The organism is Pseudomonas sp. RIT288 (assembly GCF_000631985.1).
In the GTDB taxonomy this organism is placed as follows: Bacteria; Pseudomonadota; Gammaproteobacteria; order Pseudomonadales; family Pseudomonadaceae; genus Aquipseudomonas.
In genome coordinates this window covers 75,962-96,709 of the sequence record NZ_JFYN01000004.1, presented here as the reverse complement: position 1 = coordinate 96,709, position 20,748 = coordinate 75,962, and the positions used below count along the sequence as shown (strand labels likewise).

The 20,748-nt window shown below is 62.3% G+C and carries 10 protein-coding genes; 3 read left to right on the top strand and 7 right to left on the bottom strand.

What is annotated here, in order from left to right; all coding sequences use genetic code 11:
• Positions 1–183 precede the first annotated feature (183 nt).
• From BW33_RS05905 to BW33_RS05880, 6 genes are all read right to left on the bottom strand, one after another.
• Complete coding sequence (locus BW33_RS05905) at positions 184–429, bottom strand: 4Fe-4S dicluster domain-containing protein (protein WP_047597722.1); 246 nt, start codon at positions 427–429, stop codon at positions 184–186.
• A gap of 25 nt (positions 430–454) precedes the next feature.
• Positions 455–2,185: a fumarate reductase/succinate dehydrogenase flavoprotein subunit gene (locus tag BW33_RS05900; RefSeq protein WP_047597720.1), complete on the bottom strand. Its 1,731-nt coding sequence runs from the start codon at positions 2,183–2,185 to the stop codon at positions 455–457.
• A gap of 1 nt (position 2,186) precedes the next feature.
• The gene (locus BW33_RS05895; RefSeq protein WP_047597718.1) at positions 2,187–2,933 is read right to left on the bottom strand and encodes a GntR family transcriptional regulator; all 747 of its coding nucleotides are present in this window, start codon (positions 2,931–2,933) and stop codon (positions 2,187–2,189) included.
• A gap of 211 nt (positions 2,934–3,144) precedes the next feature.
• The gene (locus BW33_RS05890) at positions 3,145–4,113 is read right to left on the bottom strand and encodes a Gfo/Idh/MocA family protein (RefSeq protein ID WP_047597714.1); all 969 of its coding nucleotides are present in this window, start codon (positions 4,111–4,113) and stop codon (positions 3,145–3,147) included.
• A gap of 25 nt (positions 4,114–4,138) precedes the next feature.
• Entirely contained in the window at positions 4,139–5,026 is an 888-nt protein-coding gene (locus BW33_RS05885) for a Dyp-type peroxidase (RefSeq protein WP_047597712.1), read from the bottom strand.
• Between the two features lie 232 nt (positions 5,027–5,258).
• A complete protein-coding gene (locus BW33_RS05880; protein ID WP_047597709.1) occupies positions 5,259–6,296 on the bottom strand; it encodes an AraC family transcriptional regulator in 1,038 nt (345 codons plus the stop codon).
• 210 nt (positions 6,297–6,506) lie between these two features.
• On the opposite strand from BW33_RS05880, the gene BW33_RS05875 reads away from it, so the two are divergent.
• From BW33_RS05875 to BW33_RS05865, 3 genes are all read left to right on the top strand, one after another.
• A complete protein-coding gene (locus tag BW33_RS05875; RefSeq protein WP_047597708.1) occupies positions 6,507–7,454 on the top strand; it encodes a SphA family protein in 948 nt (315 codons plus the stop codon).
• Between the two features lie 272 nt (positions 7,455–7,726).
• Complete coding sequence (gene relB, locus BW33_RS05870; protein WP_003225628.1) at positions 7,727–7,918, top strand: type II toxin-antitoxin system RelB family antitoxin; 192 nt, start codon at positions 7,727–7,729, stop codon at positions 7,916–7,918.
• Positions 7,908–8,177 (top strand): type II toxin-antitoxin system RelE/ParE family toxin, encoded by a 270-nt coding sequence (locus BW33_RS05865; RefSeq protein WP_047597707.1) that lies wholly within the window; start codon positions 7,908–7,910, stop codon positions 8,175–8,177. Before relB ends, BW33_RS05865 begins: the two co-directional genes overlap by 11 nt.
• A gap of 65 nt (positions 8,178–8,242) precedes the next feature.
• Here BW33_RS05865 and BW33_RS05860 read toward each other — a convergent pair whose 3' ends face one another.
• A complete protein-coding gene (locus BW33_RS05860; protein ID WP_047597704.1) occupies positions 8,243–20,740 on the bottom strand; it encodes a filamentous haemagglutinin family protein in 12,498 nt (4,165 codons plus the stop codon).
• Between the last annotated feature and the right edge of the window lie 8 nt (positions 20,741–20,748).

Sequence of the window (20,748 nt, the reverse complement as noted above, 5' to 3'; positions counted from 1 at the left end):
AGGGCGCGGTGGGAAACGAGGGGGTTTCGGTTATTCCAGCGTCCGGGGTATGCCGGATGGCTTATGGTTTGCCACAAATCCCTGTGGGAGCGAGCCTGCTCGCGAAAGCGGTTTGTCAGGTGTCGATGTGCTGGCTGGATCACCGCATTCGCGAGCAGGCTCGCTCCCACAGTGGATCGGGTTTCACCGCAGTAAATAAGGGATGTCGACTTTGACGGCGCCAGTCGGGCAGTCCTTTTCACACGGCATGCAGTACCAGCACTCATCAAATGCCATGTAGGCCTTTTGCGTGGACGGGTTGATCGCCAGCAGGTCCATCGGGCAGACGTCGACGCACACGGTGCAGCCCTTGTCGGCGATGCATTTGTCCTCGTCCACGGTGACCGGGGCGTTGGAGCGGAAGAAGATTTCCTGGGCTTGATAGGCCATGGTTCAGACTCTCTCTGGTGATGCATCAAGCGGCGAAAGCGCCCACCCGCAAGCGGTCGTAAGCCTGCATTTCTTCGGCATCGAGCGGGATGATGTACGGCTCGACGGGTTTCTTGAAACTGGTCATCCGGCCGTCTTCACCCTTCTTCAAATGACAGTGGCAGAACCACTCGTTGTCGTTGCGCTGCGGGTGATCGACGCGGTAGTGGTACAGGCCCCAGCGACTTTCGGCGCGGAACAGCGAGGCCCGGGCGGCCATTTCCGCGCAGTCGCGGATCACGCTGGTTTCCATCGCGCGCATCAGTTCGTGGGCGTTGTTGGCCTTCATCTGATCGAGGTCGCGCTCGATGTCGCTGAAGCGTTGCAAACCGATCTGCATTTTCCTGGTCACTTTCGGCGGTTGCAGGTAGTCGTTGACGAAGCGTCGCAGCTTGTACTCGACCTGCGCCGGCGGCAGACCCTGTTCGCGATCCAGCGGCGCGTAGACCCGCGCTTGCTCTTTCTCGATCTGCGCGGCATCCAGCGTCGAGAACTCGCGCCCGACGACGAAGTCCGCGGCGTTGTGCCCGGCAAACCAGCCGTAGGTGAACGCACCGAGCATGTAGTTGTGCGGCACCGCGGCCATGTCACCCGCCGAGTACAAGCCCTTCACCGAGGTCTCGGCCCGCTCGTTGACCCACACCCCGGACGCCGAATGGCCGCTGCAAAAACCGATCTCCGAGATGTGCATCTCGACCATCTGCGTGCGGTAATCGGTGCCGCGATTGGCGTGGAACTGGCCGCGACTCGGGCGTTCGTTGCTGTGCAGGATTTCCTCGATGTTCTGAATGGTTTCCTCGGCCAGGTGATCGAGTTTGAGGAACACCGGGCCGTTGCCGCTTTCCAGTTCCTGGTGGAACTCCCACATCATCTGCCCGCTCCAGTAGTCGCACTCGATGAAGCGTTCGCCCTTGTTGTTGGCGGTGTAGCCGCCGAGCGGGCCGGTCACATAGGCGCACGCCGGGCCGTTGTAGTCCTTGATCAACGGGTTGATCTGGAAGCATTCGAGGTTCGCCAGCTCGGCCCCGGCGTGATACGCCATGGCGTAGCCGTCACCGGCATTGGTCGGGTTTTCGTAGGTGCCCATCAGATAACCCGAGGATGGCAGACCGAGGCGACCGGCCGCGCCGCACGCAAGAATCACCGCTTTGGCCTTGATCACATGGAAGTCGGCGCTGCGGCAGTCGAAGCCCATCACGCCGTTGACCGCGCCCTCCTCGTCGGTGAGCAAACGGGTGCAGACCAGTCGGTTGGTGATGCTCACCCGCGCGCGTTTCAACTGCCGGTAGAGGACCTTTTTGATGTCGTGCCCTTCCGGCATCGGCAGGACGTAGGCGCCCATGTGGTGGACTTTTTTCACGGCGTAATCGCCGGTTTCGTCCTTCTCGAACTTCACGCCCCAGCGATCCAGTTGCTCGATGGTTTCGAAGCTATGAGTGGCATAGGCGTACACCGCCGCCTGATTGACGATGCCGTCGTTGGCGATGGTGATTTCCTTGGTGTACTGCTCCGGCGTCGAGTGCCCGGGGATGATCGCGTTGTTCAGGCCGTCCATGCCCATGCTGATCGCACCGCTGCGCTTGACGTTGGCTTTGTCCACCAACAACACGCGCAAGTCGCGGTTCTTCTCTTTGGCCTTGATCGCCGCCATCGGGCCGGCGGTGCCGCCGCCGATCACGACGATGTCGTATTCCTGTTCCAAGGTCTTGCGAGTCATGTCACGCCCCTTTTTGCCGGTCGATCCGCAGACGGTACTGGAACGCATCGCCACGGTAGTAAAGGTGTTCGAAGTCCAGCGGCTGGCCGTTGGCGTCGTGGGTCAGACGCTCGATGCGCATGATCGGCGAGCCGGCCTCCACGTTCAGCGCCTGGGTCAAATCGCTGTCGGCCAGCACCGCGTCAATCGCCAGATCGGCGTGGCCGAGGGCGATGCCGCAGTCGTTTTCCAGAATCAGGAAGATGTCGCGAGTCACCAGATCGGCCTTCTCCAGCCGTTCGCCGATGGCTTTGGGCAGGTAGGTGATTTCCAGAGAGATCGGTTCGCGGTTGATCAGGCGTACGCGTTTGATCTGCGCCACGGTCTCGCCTTCGGCGACTTGCAGGCGCTCGGCCACACGTTTGTCGGCGGGGATGAATTTGAAGCTGCGCAGGCGGTTGATCACCTCGTAGCCGCGCCCGGTCATGGACTCGGCAAGGCCTTGCAGGCTGCTGACGTTTTGAAAGGTTTTCGGCTTGGCGACGAAAGTGCCCTTGCCGTGGATCTTGAAGATCAGCCCTTCTTTCTGCAGATCGCCCAGCGCCTGGCGCACGGTGATGCGGCTGACTTTGAACAGCGTGCCGAGTTCGCTTTCGGAGGGCATCTGGCTGTCTTGCGGGTATTCGCCATCGAGAATGCGCGCACGCAGGACATCGCGCAGTTGGGTGTGCAACGGGACGCTACTGAGGGACAGGACGTTATCGGTCATCAGGGATCACTTGTTATAACGAGTTATGACGTGATCTTAGAGACGTTATGACAAGCTTGAGAAATACCGAATGGGCATAACCTTAGATGCTTCACACGATCGTTTTTTTGTAGGAGTGAGCCTGCTCGCGATAGCGGTGTATCAGAGACGAATCCGGTGTCTGACACTCCGCTATCGCGAGCAGGCTCACTCCTACAGGGGGAATTGCTTACTACTGGCGCTTGAGGATCTGATCCATGACCCAATCGGTCTTGAGGGCTTGTTCGGCGACTGCCGGATGGTTTGAATCACCACGAATATGTGCATTCATGCCCAGCACGTGATGCCACTGAATGTGCTCGTGATGCGCGATTTCCAGGCTGATCTGCTCATCGGCAAATAGCTGCACCGAATGCTCGTCAAACACGGAGAACGCGATGCGACCCTGACTGCCAATGATCTCCACCCGGTCCTCGCGGCGATCCGCCACAAAGCTCCAGCAACCCATGCCCAGCGCTCCGGAGGCGAAGCGCCAACTGGCGCTGACTGCGTCTTCCGCCGCATACAAACCGGCCTGACGCGCAGTGAAACCGGCGACTTCGACGATGTCGCCGAGCAGGTACTGGAACAGGTCAAAACCATGGCTGGCCAGATCGGCAAAGTAACCGCCACCGGCCACGCTCGGGTCGGTTCGCCAATTGGCGCTGCCGTCCAGATCCGCCGCTGACGGCGCCTTGGTCAGTGTCCAGCTCAGGTGCCGCACCTCACCGATGCGGCCCTGCTCCAGCCATTGCCGCACTTGGGCAAAGCGCGGCAACGAACGACGATAGTAAGCAACGAACAAGTGCAGACCGGCGTCAGCAAACGCCTGCTGCATCTCGCGGCTTTGCCCGGCGTTGAGCGCCATCGGTTTCTCGACGCAGCAATGCTTGCCGGCGGCAGCAACTTTCAGGCTGTAGGCATGGTGGCTGTCGGGCGGCGTGGCGATGTACACCGCGTCCACCTCAGGGTCGTTGATCAGCGCATCGACATCGGTGTAGACCCGGGCGATGCCGTGGCGCGCAGCGTAATCGCTCACCGCTTCAAGGCGCCGGCCCATCACCGCCACCAGCGCCGAGCCGGGCGCCTTGTAGAAGGCCGGCCCGCTCTTGCGTTCAGTGACGCTGCCGCAACCGATCATGCCCCAACGCATCACGTCCATGGTCAATTCCCTTTGTTTGAAAAACTCAGCCGATGCGCAACGCACGCAGATCGAGGTGGCCGTCCTTGATTGGCGGGCACCAGTAGTAGCCGCCGGTGATTGGCCGGCTGATGCGATACAGACCGTCAGTGATGCCGTCTTCCAGACCGCTCATGCGCCGCAGTTGGGCTTCGAAGGCGTCCAGCGAAACACCGAACGCGAGGAACATCAGGCCGGCACGCTCGCCTTCGATCCACGGCATCGAACGCCGCACGACGAACGCTTCGGGGGCGAAGCTTTCCTGCGCGGTGCGTTTGACGTGGGCGGAGACCGGCGCGTCGTCGATCTCTTCGTTGTCGCTCAAGCGACGGCCCATGATGTTGTCCTTGTCTTCGGCGGACAGCTTGTGGAAACCCTTGAGGTCGTGCTGCCACTGCTGGATCGCGGCGAAGCTGCCACCGACCAGACCATCAGCGCCCTCGCCCAGCAACGCTGCAGCGATCGCGGCGTCCTCGTGCGGGTTTTCGGTGCCGTCTTCGTAGCCGGTCAGGTCGTGGCCGTCCTTGTGGCGGAAGGCTTCCTGGGCCTGTACCAGGCGCAGCGCCGGGGCCAGCGCGGCTTCGAAAGCGTTGCAGCGATTGAGCAATTCACCCCGGTCGACACCGTGCAGCCAGACCCACAGCGCGTGCTGGGTCGACGGGTTTTCCACGCCGACGCCGGTCATGGCCGGGAAGCTGCGCAAACCGTCGATCTGCACGTTCAGCGCTTTGGTCAGGGATTCACCGAAACCGATCACAGCCGACTTGCCGTCCACCAGGTTCAGCAGGTTGTCGATCGCCTGCGGCAGTGCTTCAACCGACGCAAGGGCGAAAAACAGGTGACGTGCTTGCGCAGGAACGGGGGTGGCGAGAATGCCCGGCTGGTAGTAACTCATGTGAACTCCTTGGGAAAGTGCGCGGGAGTTTACCTGTAGCCGGAGATTTTGTGGGGCTGAGATACTGATGAGTGGCGCACGGAAGCCTGTGGCGAGGGAGCTTGCTCCCGCTCGGGGGCGAAGCACCCGCAAACCCCGCCGGCATGGTGTGTCTGGAGAAATGGCGTGGCAGGTTTTGGGGCTGCTGCGCAGCCCAGCGGGAGCAAGCTCCCTCGCCACAGGGGATCGATGTCTAAGCGGTGCTTGTGTCATGCCGCCACGCACTCGGGCTCATCCCCGTCCAGCGCTTGAACGCCCGGCGGAAACTGCGCACGTCGCTGTAGCCGACTTCTTCGGTAATCCGCTCGATCGGCATGTCCGGATTGGCCAGCAGACTCATGGTCCGCGCCTGACGTACCTGTTCCAGCAGCGCTTCGAAAGTCAGCGCATGCTCGGTCAAACGGCGACGCAAGGTGCGGCTGCTCATGTTCAGATCGCCGGCGATCTTTTCGATATGGCTGCCCCGGCTCAAGTCCCGGGCAATCGCCCGTTCCACCGCCTGAATCAGATCGAGTTTCTGGTGTACCTGCGCCGCTTCCAGCTCCAGCAACGCAACCGCCTGACGCAACGCCAGCGAATGATGATTGGGCAGGTTGACGTCCAGCCACCGGGCATCGATCAGCATGCGATTGTGCAAACATCCGAAGCGCACATCGGGCCCGAGCAAGCGGTGGTATTCGCTCAGGTAATCCGGCGCAGCGTGCACAAACTCAACGGCGACAGCCTTGAAATCATGGCCCGCCAAGGCCCGGCCATACACCAGCAGGCTGGCGAAAAACTCCTCGACGGCGAACACCTGCACATCGGCAAACGGCAAGCGACATTCGGCATCGACGTGCACCTTATCGCCGACCACATCGACGCTGGACACCACGATTCCGCCGGAGGTGTGCTGATGGCGGATGCCGAGGGCAAAGGCGTCGCGCAAGGTCTTGCACAGCGACAACACATGCCCGAGCAAGCCCAGTGTGCCCAACACATTCTGCGCGCCGACCCACAACCCCAGCCCCTGATTGGGCAGCACTTTGAGCGCGCGCTGAATCATCGCCACGGCCTGGCGGTAGGAAATCCGCTGCGCCGGATCCTGCAGATCTTCGAGGCTGAAACCCAGGCCACGGCACAGGCTTTCGGGGTCGATGCCTTTGTTCTGCACGACTTCGGCGAGGGTTTGCAGGAGAAACGGCGAGACCAGCGCCAATTCGAAAGTGGGGTCTTGGACTTTTACGTTCATGGGGGCTGACATTCCGGATCACGCTTGATTGTTATTTTTGTTACCGGTTATGTCGAAGGAAGTTAGCACAGGGTTGACCGACTGTCCGCAGAAGCCCCCCTAACTGTCCGCCAATACCCTGCCCCGTCGGGCGCCAAGCGCTTATTTCTAGGGTGCCGGACGGTCTGCGTACCGGCGCCACGTCCCACCACAATAATAATGAGGACAGCCATGAGCCCGAACCGCGCCATTTTCCCCTTGCGTCTGGCACTGACCTTGCTCGGTTGCACCGCGTCCCTGCAGGCCCTGGCCACCGAAGCCGGCGTCGACAACATCGGCCCCGGCACCGACGGGTTCTTCATGCTGCCGATGGAAGTCGACAGCCTTCCGCAGAACATGGTCGCGTTCAACCTCTACTACAACCATTACAAGTCGACCAAGCTCAACATCAGCTCGTTGGGCGGCAAGGTGCCGAATGTCGAAATCGAATCGACGGCGGTGATCCCGCGCATTGATTACCTGAGCCCGGTGCGCGTGTTCGGCGGGCGTCTGGCCGGCTACATCGCCCAGCCCTGGCTGAAGCAGGAAGTCTCGGTATACGGCCTCAGCGATACTCGCGAAGGCATGGGCGACACCACGATTGCGCCGATCATCCTGTGGGACATGGGCAAGAATCTGACCCTCGGCGCCGCCGTTGAAATCACCGTGCCCACCGGTGAATACAGCGTCGATCGGCTGGCCAACACCAGCAACAATTTCTACACCTACAAGCCGCTGTTCTCCTTCACCTGGCTGCCGACCGACAAGACCGAGGTGTCACTGAAGACCACCTACAGCTTCAACGAGAAGAACAAGGACACCGACTACAAGTCCGGGCAGATTTTTCACTTCGATTATTCGGCCAGCTACAAGATCACCGACGATGTGATGCTCGGTCTCAACGGCTATTACCTCAAGCAGACCACCGACGACAAACAATACGGCCACACGGTGCAATTCGCCGGGCAAGACGTGAATGACGGCGTGCGCGGCCAAGTGTTCGCGATTGGCCCGGCGTTGCATTTCACCTTTCTCAAGTACGCCAGCGCGGAGATTCGCTGGGCCAAGGAATTTGACGTGGAAAACCGGCCGGAGGGCGAAATGCTCTGGGCCAAGGTCAGCATTCCCTACGCCTTCTGACCTCGACCTGTAGGAGCTGCCGCAGGCTGCGATCTTTTGATCTTGCTTGTAAAAAACAAAGTCAAAAGATCGCAGCCTGCGGCAGCTCCTACACGGGCGGTGTTGTTGTGGGCGAATCCGATGACAACGTGCGTCGATTTTCCCTTATGGGCAAGGGAAACGTCTGACATCTTTCCCGCCAGCGCTTCGGGATACTTCGCACTTCGTCTTGCCAGTGACGACAGCGAGCCACATCCCCCTTAGACTGCTTCACATTGATCATGGAGGTCATTATGAGCGCCGAACTTTCACTTATCGTTTCAGATTTCGAAACCCCAGAGCAGGCCGCCAGCTACGATCGCTGGTTCCGGGCACAGGTACAGGCCTCGATGGATGATCCGCGGCCCAACATCCCCCACGAGCAGGTGATGGCCGAGATGCGCGCCCTCATCGAATCGAAACTCAACAAAAACAGTGCGGGTTGACTGGCGACCTGAAGCTCGCACTCAACTCTGGCAAACCCTGAACTACATCGCTGACCGTAACGCCGTTGCGGCCAGTCAACTGAACGCCGCCATCGAAGCGGCTACCTCGGCCCTTCCACGTCACCCCTACCTTTATCGCTTCGGCAAGGTCGCCGGTACCCGGGAAATCGTTGTCCATCCCAACTACGTCGTGGTTTATCGGGTGACCGACCGGATCGAGATTCTCAACCTTTTGCACGCTCGACAAGCGTATCCCTAAGCTTTCCGCATCCACATAAAAAAAGGGCGACCCACCGGCCGCCCAAAGTACTACACGAGAGTCTTTTACAACGTCAGTTGCCCACGCTCCTCTTCGGTCAACTGCTGCCTGGCCTGTTCATCCAGCGCCCCTGCCCCCAACACCTGCACCGGGCTGTTCGGGTTGTATCCGGTCGCCGGGGCACGACTGGCGCCATCTCGGGTCGGCGTCAGTTGTTCGTTGCCGAAACTCAGCACTTGCACGGTGAACACCGACGCCTGGCTCTGCCGCGCTGCCGCTTGTTGCTGACGCGCCACGTCCTCAGCGGCCTGGGTCGCCGAAGACGCCGCCGAACTGGCCGAGGTGATCGCGCCGGTGTTCACCGACGCCACCACCGGTACGCCACTGGTTTTGCCCTGCACCGCGATGTTGGCGGCGTTGACCACGGTCAGCGCGGCGATGTTGACGTTGCCCGAGACGCGAATCCCCGCCTCGCCCGCATCAATGGTGCCCAGCGGCGCGATCAGGTCGATGTCGCCGGGCGCCACTTCGGCAATCGGGTTAAGGGTGGCGATACCCGCACCGGTGCTCGGCACCGATGGTGACAGCGTCACGTTGCCCCAAGTGTCATAGACGCGTTTTGGCGGGGTGTAGACCACGGTGGTTTTCGAGCCGCGACCGGCGTTGATGTCGCCCTCGGCGGACCAGCCGAGGATCGAGCCGCCGAAGGTGGTCATGATCCGGCTCTGGCCGAGCAGGATGCTGCCCTGCGAGTAGAGCTGAATGTTGCCCGAACCCTGGGTGATGATCCCGGCGGTGGACGGTGGCGCCGCGCCTTCGATGCCGAACACCTGACCGCCGCCCGGCGTGAGCATCTGGATATCGCCGCCGAACAGCGTCTTGACCCCTGCTCCGCCATACAGCGTGATGTCGCCGTCGTAGCGGAGCGGATTGCCCGCCACATCGGTGCTCGGGAACAGCGCAGCGATGGCGTTGCGACCGCGCAGATAACTGCCTTTGCGCGGGCCGTCAGCGTCGTTGTATTCCAGGCCGCCGGCGCGCAGTTCGGCGAAGTACACCTTGCGGGCGAAGATTGCCTGCTCGGCACTCGGCAGCGCGGCGTAGAACGCCTGTGCCTGTTCTGCGTTGCCGCTGAAGCCGTAGCCGAGCGTCAGCCAGCTCTGCAACTCGTCGAGGTAGGTCTTGACCACTTTGCCCGGCTGACCGTTGAGAGCGGCATTCGGATCAGCAAGGTTCTGCGGGTTCAGGTAACGCGCGATGAACCTTGTGTAATCCGGCCCCTGCGCGCCCACGCCCGCCTGCAATACCACGCTGGCACCAGGCCGCGGATCCCCGGCCATTATCGCGCCGAGGCTGGTAATGCTGGCGCGGTTTTCCATCAGGATGTTGCGCCCGGCATTGATATCCAGCGTGCCAGGGCCGGCGATATCGAAACTGCTGTAGAGAATGTCGCGGCCCGCCGAGACGCGCGATACATCTCGCGGATCGTTATGAACGAACAGGTTGCCGGTGGAAAAAATGTTCTCCTTGCCGCTACTCATTTCCACTGTCGGCGCGGCCGCAGGCTGCCCCAGGGTAGTGCCGGAAGCAACGATGTCGCGTCCGGCGATCATCCACACAGGCCCCGCCGCTTCGTACCAGGTGCGTCCGGAAGTGGAAAAGCTCAACGTTTCGCCACTGCGAATGCCCACCAGGTCCCCCGTCAGCGCATAGAATCGCGCCGGCCCCTGTACGTCGTTCAATCCCGAGTAGCTGTTGGGACCGAAGGCAAACAGCGGATATCGCACGTTGCCCTCTGGCGCCACGCCATCGTCGCTGTAGTTGGTGCGCAGCGGTTTGCCGGCGCTGCTGTTGGCGTAGGCATTGAATGCCGGGTTGAACGGGGTAGCCATGGCCATCGGACTGGCCCCCGACTGGTTGATCGCATAGCCACCGGCGTAGATAGAGTCACCTGCCAACAGTTCAAACTGTCCCGACTTCGACGGCGCGAGAAGCAGCGAGTAACCTTGCAGCGGGTAGTTGTTTACGCCAGTGAACGTCGCGGATGGCCCCGCATAAATGGACCCCTGGCCCGCCACCGCGCGCAAAATCGATGGATAGACAAATCGACCGTCGGTAGGCGAGGTATTGCGGCCCGTGATCAGGCCGTTGGATGTACTGAATTCGGCTATCTGCGTGCCCGGCGTCAGGTTCCCGCCAGCCGAGAACAGATCGATTGCGGTGTGGTCCGTCCACAATGAAAAGCCACTCAGGATGCCGCCCTGCTGGACGCTTGCGTCGGCCGCCATGATCGGGCTGGCGTTCATCAGACTCACTCGCCCAGGATCCGCTGCACCGCCCAACACCAGATCTCCGCGGCTGCTCAGGCTCATGCCCGAGTCCCCCGGAATCAGCACCACGCCTCCGGAAGCGCTACCGGTGGTCGAGGTAAACGGATCAAGTGCGCGGGTTTCCCGAAGATCATTGAACACGGCGCCGGCGCCGTACTGCAGGTTGATGCCGCCGAGTGCTCCACCCGTCATGTGTGCCGCGCCGCGCAGGTTGATCAGCGCGCCCTGTAGATCATGATTCGGTTGGCCGAAGCCGGTTTCTCCGGCCCGCGCTTGCAGCGAAGGGTTGAGCGTGCCACCGATACGAATGTCCATGTCACCCCCACCGGTCATCTGCACGCTGCCATCGCTGGCAATTCGACCGGTGCTGCCTACCGCGACGATCAGCCCCTGACCGCGCGGGTAGTAAACGGCATCGCCAATCGGTTTGAGCATGCCGGCATCACCACCAGCCCGCAGGCTGATATTGCCACCGCCCAAGGTGCCGAAACCGGTGAAACCCACCAGGTACGGCTCAGTATTGATCTCCCGGTCTGAGTTCATTTGGGTGGAATAACTGCCGAAGTTGATCCACCAGGCCGTGGGCACATCCGGGGCTCCCGTACCTTGGCGCCACAGCCAGTTGCCCACTGCCACACTGGCCATCTGCTCGCGGAACCCGCCCGCTGTCGATTGGGCTTTCGTCCCGACCGAATCACCGGAGACCGAGCCACCGGCATTGATTGTCAGGTTGCCCCCCATCTGCGGATACCAGGCCTGATAGAGGCTGTCGCTACCGCCGTCGACCCATTTTTCATAAGCGGCACCGGCCGTGCCCAACACCGAATTGTTATCCGAAAGATGCCCGCGTGGCTGGTTATAGAGCGGATCGATATTCGCTGATTGGGTGCCGGCGGTGTACACGCCGAACGGTGAATCCATGCTCAGATTGCCTGCGGCAATCAGGTCGAGATCACCCGTGCCGGTGCGCAGAACACTGAACATCTGCGTATGGGCCTTGGCCGTTTTCCCGGGATTGTTGCCGATGCACAGCTCTGGCTGCAGATCACAAATGAATTGAGCCTCCTCGGGAACCGGTTCGTAGTCCGGCCCCATTCCGCTGCCTGGCGCCCAGACCCACCGGGCCATGGGTACGCACAAGTCGGCAATCTGCTGGCAATACTCGAGCATGTCATCAGGGACCGGCTCGTAGGGAGTAAAGAAGGGATTATCGGGAGCCCAGACCAGCTTGCCCGTCGCCGTGGTGATGTTGACGCCGTAATGACTGTCCGCCAGCCGCAGATTGCCTTCAGGGGTCAGCGGTTTGACCGCACGGCTGTCGGCCGCAGCAAGATCGGCCCCGGCGACCGCGCGCATCGACCAGGACGCACTGCCCGACGGCAGCATGCTGGCCAGCGCCCAGTTCTTGCCCTGTTGTGTGCCGTTGAACGGCCGCAATTCGATCAGCGAAGTGCCTTCGGCGAGCTTCACATCGGTCATCGACGGAATCAGCGAACCGCGCAGCAAGGCCAGCTCGCCCTTTAATTTCACCCCGGAGAAGGTCGTCAGATCTGCATCGTAAACGCTGGGCAACGGCACACCCTTGGGCCAGTTCAGCGCTTGCAGGGCGGTGGCCTTGTTCAAACGAATGCCGGCCCCCAGGCGTGTGTCGGCAGGCAACGTCACGCTGTCGCTGAGCAGCGTACCGGCGGCATACAGCAGATTTCCGTTGCTGTCGTGAATCGCCCCCGTCAGCACGGTGCCGGCGCTGAAGGTATACGTCTCACCCAGCACCGCTTGAGTCGGCAGCAATGTGCCGCTGGCCAAGACCGCGCCCTGGAGGGTCACGTCGTAATTGAGCGTGACGCCTATCGGGAACTGTGTCCCTTCAGCCAGCGAAACACCGCTGCCCGGCACGATCAGATCGCCACCGAACGGCTGCACACCGGCAATCAGTTTCCAGCCAGCGTCATCCTGGGTTTCCGGTGGCGGCGCGAAGCCGTCGTTGATGCTGCCGTAAATATCGAGGTTGCCACCGGCACGAATCACCAGGCTGCCGGCCTCCCCTGACCCGTACACCGACGGGTTCAGTCGCGTGTGCGGATTGAGACTGGCGTAACGATAGCCGGACAAATCCAGATCGCCCTCCACCACCAGATCACCGTCGGCTGTCTTGCTGGCGATTTCCACGCCCGGCCGCAAATGGAATGCATCGGCGTAGGTGGCGTTGTTCAGCCCGGCGAGTTTGCGTTGCAGCAAATCGTTGTTGCCCAGTGCGGCGTTGATGAAGTCGTTGCTGTCGCCATGAATGCGTTCAAGCATGGCCTGATCAATCACTTGATACGGCCGGCCACTGACCGCCGGATCGACGCCATCGCGGGCATCGGTATAGCGGCGCAAACCGTTGAGGCCGATGGATCGTGCGCCCTGAATGGTCAACGCACCGCTGGCGTCGATGGCGATGTCATTGCTGCCCAGACGCGGCGCGTTCAGCTCCAGCGTACCGCGCAGCATTCCATCGTGTTGCCCGGCGAGGAAACCGGGCACGGCATCAGTGCCGTGGCGCAGGTCGATGCGCGCGCCGCTGTCCAGCGTGAGCAAGCCATCGCCGGAACCGAGTTCGACCGTGGCACGGTTCGGCGCATCGATGATCTCCCCGTAGCTGTCGACCCGCAGTACGCGACCATGGGCATCGAGTACGCTGTTGCCCGCCAGGGTCAGACCGTTTTTCGCCGACAGACGAATGCTGCCGACACGCTCGCCGCTGGCGTCGATCAGACCAGCCACCGTCAGGCTGCCATTGTCCACCGAGACATTGACCTCACCGGCCTTGAGGCCGTCGCCGATCACCAGGTTGCCTTGCTTGAGTTGCAGGCTGCGGCTGCCGAACACCTGCCCGGCATTCAAGCGCTGATTGAGCGCGGCGAACTGCTCGGTGGCGTCACCACCCAGGCGCTGCGCGCGAATGTCCACGCCACCGGCCTTGTACGGCACCAGCGTGCCCCCGGCGTCGTAGTAACCGCTGCTGCCGCCGACAATCTCGCCTTGCAGATCGACCATCCCGGCCGCATCGGCCAGAGCGACGACGCTGAGGTTACCGGCCTGATTGTTCTTCGCCGACAGATCGATCCGCGAGCCCGCGGCCTGACGGATATTGCCGTTGGCGCTGTACAGCGATACGTCGCCGCCCCAGCTGTACTTGCTGACATCGTTGAACGGCAAGGTACGTCCGGCCAAGTCCAGCACGGAACTGCCACCGAGGGTCAAATCGCCTTCGGACTTCACCGTCAGCTTGCCGCTGGCCAATGCGATACGGCTGTCGAGCACGACATCGCGGGCTTCAAGGTTCAACTCCGCACCCAGGGCATTGGCCACGCTGGCAGCCCCGGCGCCGCTTAAGCTCAGGCTATTGCCGGCCTTGAGCAGGCTGACTGATGCCGCCTCGCCTGTGAGCAACGGCGTACGCAGATTCAGATTACCTCCGCTGTAGCTGTAACCCTTGACCGGATCGTAGGCGCCCTGCTCCTGATACACCGCCAGGCTGCCCTTGTGATTGGCGGTGAAGCGCTCGCTGGCGCTCAGGTTGACGTTGGCGAACCCCAACGCCAGACGATTGTTCTGATCCAGACCGCTGGCCTGAGGCATCGGTCCGTAACCCAGCTCGATCCGCTGGGCCTGAATGTCCAGCGTGCCGCTGCCGGTGCCCGCGCCGCCCGTGATGATTGCGCCCGGGCTCTGGGTGGCGCCGTTCCAGATCAGGTTGGCGGTACGGATACTCGCCACGTCGCTGGCGTTGCCCAGACCGTAGATCGCCGGAGTGACCAGTACCAGATTCTGCAGTTTGCTCTGGCCGGTCTGTGGATCGATCGTGTCGAGGCTGACGCTGCCGTAGAAATTGAAGGCGTCGCGAGTGGTCAGGCTCAGGGTTTCCAGGGCCGGCGCGCCAAACTGCGTATCACCGCGCAGCAAGCGGTCGAGTACGTTCTGGTTGAGCGTGAGGCCGGCGGGCACGCGGCTGCCCGCCGCTGCAAGTGCTTCGGCGCTGCCGGCATTGACCGAGCCGACCGACAATGCCAGATGACGGGTGCCGAAACGCACCGCTTCACCGAGTTCGAACTGGTTATCCGTGGCAGCAGTGATACTGCCGTTCGAATACAGCAGGGCCGGATTGCTGCACACACTCGTTGCGCAAGTGCCGATCCGGATGCTGCCCGCGCCGGTGATGCCACTGGCCAGCTCCGGCGCCAGCACATTGGTCCAACCGTTGGAAACGATCAACAGGCTGGAACCTTTCGGCTCATAAACGTAACCGGCCAGCGAGTCGTAGGCCACGTTGCCACGCCCCAGCGTATTGATCCCCCCCCCCGCCTCGACCGTGATGCCGCCAAGCGTTGACGTGGTGCGCAGCAAAACCTGCGGCGCAGACAGAATCGCCCCTTCACGCAAGACAATACTTTCACTCGTGCCCAGGAAGCCGATGATGTTAGCGGTCGTGTTGTACAAGATATTCGGCATCGCACCGATGGTCAGCCGCCCCGCGTTGAGGCTGTTGAGCGTGTCGGCGTACAGCGACACACCGTTGAAACCAGGTGTCGATACACGGCCCGCACCCAGTATCTCGAAGCTGCTCCCGGCGTTGCCGCCACGTACCACCGCCGTGCCGGCCATGCCGCCCTCGGCAGCCTCGAACAGCGTGCGCCCGTTGAACTGCAAAGCGATGTCTTGCTTGCCGCCGGGGACCAGGCGCAGATCCAGTATCTTGCCGTCCATTGGTGCCAGCGCGCGTGGCACACCGCGCCGGGCGGCGTCGCTCTGGATGAATTGAGAGAAACCGGTTTCGTTGTACTGCGAGTAACGACGCAACACATCGGCTGACGTGAGAATCACCTGACTGGCCAGGCTGTCACGCAGGCCGGTATTGGCAATCGACAGCTGCCCGCTGCTGGTCCATGAACCATTGCGCAGTGGCAACGCCCCCGTTGTCACGCCGGGTGCTGCCTGACCGTTTACCTCAACCCGGAACGCACCAGGCATCAGGGCAAACGTTGACGGCAACAGTGTGTAAGTACCCGCCGCCAACCCCGGCACCCCGGTGCCAATGGTGAGCTGCTGGCCAATGCGCGGATCGACCGCACCCGCTTCGGCCAGCATCGGCGCATAGCTGCTCTGGTTGCCGGGCACGATGGCATACACCGGGTTGCTCGCCAGCCCCGGCAGGCTGAAGGTGCCGTCAGCCGCATTGCGCACCAGCGGGTTGAAACGTGCATCGGTGGAACCCCCGCGACCGGACACGAAACCGGCGCCACGCAGATCGCCACCGCCGGACAGGTCGATGACCGCGCCGCTCTGCACATCCGCGTACTGCGTGCCGATCGACACGCCTGATGTTTCGCCAGTGATCCCGTTGAGCATCACGGATTTGCCGTTGTAGCGATAGTCGATACCGTCCGTGGTGCCGCCGTACGGCATGACCAGACCGGCGCCGCTGACCGAAGTCAGACTGCCCGGCAGGAGACGAACCTCGTGAGTGGTGCTGAGCAAATCGTCACCCAATACGATCTTGCCCAGCGGTGCACGCAAGACACCGCCCTGTTCGATGTCGGCGGCAGAAAGAATCAGCGTTCCGAATGCCGAGTACGGCACTGCAGCCGGTGCAGCTCCGTGGCCGCTGATCCGCAAGGTGTGTTGAGAAACCGGAACGGCGCCCTGATAACCGGCACGCACCTCAGCCTGAATACCGGTGGCGGGATAGATCTGCGCCGCACCGAGGTTCAAGTCGCCCGGCGTCCACAGCCTGGTTTTCTCCGCGCCATCATTCGGCGCGAGGAAGCGCAGGTCGCCGCTGCTGTCGAGGCTCACCAGACCGAAAGCCCGACGGCTGTATTCAACGGCCGGCGCCTGCCGTTGCAGGATCGAACCCTGAGTCCCGAAGGACAGGCCATTGCCTACGTCCAACAAGTTCGCGGAGGCATTGAACGTCGCGTCAGACAATCGGGCCGTCGGGCCAGGGAGCAACCGTGGGCGCATCATGCTGAAGCCGGCAAAGTAGGTGCCCACCCCTGAAAGACGCAGGTATGGAGCACTCAAATCAACCCGTGCCGAGCCTTTGGAATTCTCGGCAAGAGACAGAGCTCCGGCGAAGAGACTGAGGCTCTGGTTCATGCGCAGATTGACGTCACCGTCAAACGACAACAGACCGTTGCTCAGCAGGCTGAGATTGTCGAAACCGCCCGTCATCAAGCCATCGGCACTCAAACGGGCTTGACCGTAACGCAAGCCATCGGCGCCTTCGCCGGGTTGCAGATTCGCGGGCAGCCGCTCGTTTCCTGCCGCTTGACCAATGATCATTTCCCTCGGCGAGCGCACCGCGTTGCTCGCCGAATCGGAATACAACGGCGTCTCCAGCGCCAGTTCCAGACGACCACCCGCCGCCCCGACGCCACCCGCCGCCGCACGCAAGTTGCCTTCAACGAAAAGACCGTTATAAGAACTCAAACTGATGCGCCCGCCGTCCGTTGCGATACGAGTCGGGCCTTGACCGGCGATATCCAGAACGGCCTCGGTGCCCGAGGCATCCAGCCGCGCGCCCGGACGCACAATCACGTAGGCATCGGCAGCCGTGGCGGTTGCCAGTTTCGAATCGATCTCGCCGCCGATGATGATGCTGCCGCCCTTGCCGACCTGCCCGTAAGTGCGGCCCAGGGTGTCGGCCGCCGTATTCGCACGCCCGGCGACATCCAGCACGGCCTGCTCGCCGATCCAGATCGAGCGGTCATGTGCGTTCGGTTCCGCCGTTTGAATCGAAGTGGCCGGCTGGATCGAGCCGAATTGTTGCTGACGAATATCGATCGTGCCGCCCCAGGCATTCAGTTCACCGTCGACGGTGATCTGCCCGGCACCACGCAGCTTGATGCTCTGCCCCGGGTCGACGCTGATGCGCGAGCCACGGCCCAGGGTCAACGGGCTGTTGGCCGCGTCTATCAGACCGACCAGCGTCGCGCCACCTTGCAGTGACAGGCTGGCACCGGCGCGTTGGGTCAGCACGCCCTTGGTCGGGTTTTCCTGGAACAGCGTCGGTGTCCACAGCTCCAGCGCCGTTCGCGGATCGACGCCACTGACCTGGTTGGGTGCCGCATCACCGAAACGGTACACCGGTAGGGTCACATCAATCGCGGCGCCTTCGGCGACGTCGAGCCCGCTGAGACCGATCAGGTTGTAGGCGGAGAACCCCTTGCTGAACAGGTCGGTGGACAGTTGCAGGATGTTGTCTGCCAGGGCTTTATCCGTCGGACCAACGAGAATTCCGTTGGCCTGCACCATCAAGGTGCCGCCGCCTGTGACGCCGTAACCGCGTAGTTCGCCATCGAGGTTCATACGGGTTTTGCCAGGTGCGGAAATGGCACTGGACTCCAGCGTCAAATCACCGCCCTTGCCGCCCCGGGTCTTGCCATTGGCGAGTATGGCGCCACCGGAAGAAACGTCGAGCAGGCTGCCGGCAGCGACGTCGATATCAACGCTGCTGCGGATCGATATCAGGCCACCGTTCAGATACGCGAGGCTGGCGTTATCGTCCGGGTTGGTGCGCAGGTTGCTCCACAGCCCTCGGGTGTCGAGATGCACGCCCTCGGCGATGCGGGTTTGCGTCGTTTTTTCGGCTTTGGCCGCCAGGCGAGTGTCGGTGTTTGCGCCACCATTGAACTGATTGAGTACGTTGCCCAGACGCAGACTGCCACCGCGAGCAGTCAGGTCGGCGCCGATCTGAACATCCGGGGCGTACAGAGTGATGTCGCCACCGCTATCGACCGACAGCGCCCCGTCAACGGCGATCTGATCCTTGGCCGAAACCTTGAGCGCACCGAGGCGGAACCCGCTGAGCTGATCGTTATCAAGATACAGCTTGCCCTTGCGGGTATCGGACACCGCGCCGGTGAGGTTCGGATCATTTCCGGCAACCGGGCGCGCGCCACCGATCTGCACCTGATCGAGCAATGGATTGAGGGTGTAGAGCAGGCCATTCGACGCCGCGACGAAGGTCGGGTAGTAACTGCCGACAATCAACTGCGCACGCCGGGCCAACGCGGTCTGGCTCTGCTGATAGCCGTCGAGCACCGGTTTCGGCGCCTGGTTCTGCCGTTCGCCCTGATACACCTCGCCGATCATTTGCCCGTCGAGGACCGCATTGGCCGTGGCGATCACCAGTTGTCCGGCGTCGCGACCCACGGTGTAACCCGACTCGAAACGCGAGCGCGGGGCAATCAGCGGGCTGTAGTAATAACTGGTCTGCCCCCAGCGTTCACTGCTGTCTTCATAACCTTTGTAGAGGCCGGTGTAGAGCAGGTCCCCCGGCGCACGCGACACTTCATACAACTTGCCGTCGGTGCCACGCAGCCAGCTCTGGCGGATCTCGCCGCTTTGCACATCCAGGGTGCCGCCGGACAGGTTGATCAACGAACCTCTTTCTGTGACCACGTCGTTACCGGCAAAACTCACTGTGCCGCCCTGAGCCATCCACTCGCCGACACTGTGCCCTTGGGTGCCGAGATAACCGCCGACTTCCAGCAGACCACCGGCGGTGTACCAGCGATCGGTGGCATAACCGTTAGTGCCCGCCGGCACATACACCAGATCGCGCACATCGACCCAGATGTCATTGCTGTTGAGCGCGCCTTTCTCGCGGTTGACCGAGGCATCGCGCTGCTCGTTACCCTGCACGTTGATCTTGATGCTGTTGTTTTCCATTGCCACTTTGACGCCGAGGGCGCCGGACACATCGATCATTGCGCCGTCGCGCACCAGGCTGCGGCGTTGTGCATTGACCGCGACCTGACCGCCGGTGGCCAGGGTGATCGAGCCGCTCTGGAACTCGACAGTGCCGCCGCTCTGGATCTCGACGCGTGACTGGTCGCTACGGACCCGGTTATTGGCCGTGACGCCCGTCAGCGCGGCCTGATGCTGGCTGTCGAGGGCGGTCAGGTCACTGCTGTCGAGCATGATGGCCGTGGCGCTGCCCTGCCCCAGCGTGACGCTGCCGCTGCTGTCGGTGCTCGGGTTGGTCAGGTGAATCGTGCCCCGCGTCGCCACTGAAGTGCTGGCGAGCAACACACCGTTCTGCACCACCTCATGACCGGTCAGGGTGATGTCGCCGGTGGCGGACTGGATCAAGCCGTTGTTGGTGACGTTGCCCGCCACGGCACCGACCTTGAAGCCGGGAATGACTTCGTTGCCGAAGGTGGTGGACAGCGCATTACCCTCGGTGCCCGAGCCCTTGCGGATGTAGAAACGGTCACCGGCGGCGAGCACGGTCTGGCCCTTGACGGAGTTGATGCTGCCGTCGTTCCGCACTTCATTGCCGAGCAGCAGCGCATAGCCGCCGGCATCGGTGGAAGCCGCCGGCTTGTGGGTTTCAATCGACGCTCCGCGCTCCACCAGCACTTTGCCGGCCGCATCGGTGAAGGTCGGCTGACTGCCGGTGCTGTCGAAATACAGACCCCGGTCGCGGAACTGGATATCGGTGATGTTGGCGGCAGCGGCCACCAGGTTGCGCACGTTGACCTGACTGCTGCCGCTGAAGACGATGCCGTTGCGGTTGATCAGCATCACCGTGCCGTCGCCTTTGATCTGGCCCTGGATCTGGCTGGCCCGTGCGTTCGGGTCGTTGACGCGGTTGAGCACTGCCCAATTCGACTGCTGGGCGAAATCGACCGTGGTGTTGCGGCCGACGTTGAAAGTCTCCCAATTGAGGATCGCCTTGTCGGCGGTCTGCTCGATCTTCACCGTGGTCTTGCCATCGACTTGAGTCTGCTGCGGGCCCTTGGCGTTCAGCCAGCCCTGGGTCAGGCTGTTGTCGACCTTCAAGCCACCCTCGCCGAGGCCGTCCGGTACAAACTGCACCGTGCCCAATGCGGCGGCACGCCCGGCAGCCTGCGCCGCCTGTTGCGCAGCAATCGCCGCGACGGTGTTGTTCAGGGTCTGAATCGAGCGCTGCAACTGCGCATTGGCCTTCTGCTGCTGGGCCAGCGGCGGTGTCATGCCCGGCAAGCCGCCCACGCTCGGACGTGCCGCTGCAGCCTGTTGGGCTGCGCCCTTGGCGGCAAACCAGCCCGAACTGAACGCCGTCTGCGCCTGCGCACTGCCCGCCACCAGACACAATGCCACCGCGTGCGCCAACGGCTTGAGCAGCCATAACGACGGCTCGACGGTTTCACGCTTGGAGGACAGAACGTTGGTACGACGACGGGATGGGCGAGCGAGCATCACTACGA